This is a genomic window from Escherichia sp. 94.0001 (assembly GCF_013369155.2).
Lineage (GTDB): Bacteria > Pseudomonadota > Gammaproteobacteria > Enterobacterales > Enterobacteriaceae > Escherichia > Escherichia coli_F.
This window is the reverse complement of the sequence record NZ_JABWMS020000239.1, coordinates 1-467: the sequence shown is the minus strand read 5'-3', so window position 1 is coordinate 467 and position 467 is coordinate 1. Positions and strand designations below refer to the sequence as shown.

Annotated in this window: 1 protein-coding gene; it reads right to left on the bottom strand. The window is 58.0% G+C overall.

Features of this window, described 5'->3' with window-relative positions; all coding sequences use genetic code 11:
- Positions 1-467: C40 family peptidase (locus HEN33_RS25475; protein WP_183083541.1), on the bottom strand; the 467-nt coding region annotated here is incomplete at both ends.

Here is a 467-nt window from a genome sequence, read left to right as displayed (position 1 = left end):
CTCCAGATTATCCAGATAGAGATTCTGACCGTTACGCCACCAGTCATCCTCGCGAGTAAAATCAGGCATCTCAATCCCCGCAAGATGGTAAGCATCCCGGAACAGCGTATAACAGTCCGTCACCCCGTGCTCAAAGCGCCGTCCGGTAAGATGCGGCACACAGCGGTATTTATAAATCGTCCCCCGGCAGACCAGCCACCACGGCAAATCACTATGCACCTGCAGCCGCCGGTCGGCTTCACTCAGACAGGGCAGACCACCGGGGTGACTGTGGACCAGTGCCACAATCTCACCGTGCAGTGTTGCCTGCAGCCAGTCATCCGGCGACATCCGGAAATACGCCTCCGGCTCACCGGAGATATTCACGCTGGGAAAATATCTTTCCCCTTCCGGCGTTCTCACCACGAAGCCACACGACTCCGCTGGCGCACATCGCCGGGCGTGCGCCAGAATCGCTGATTCTGTCT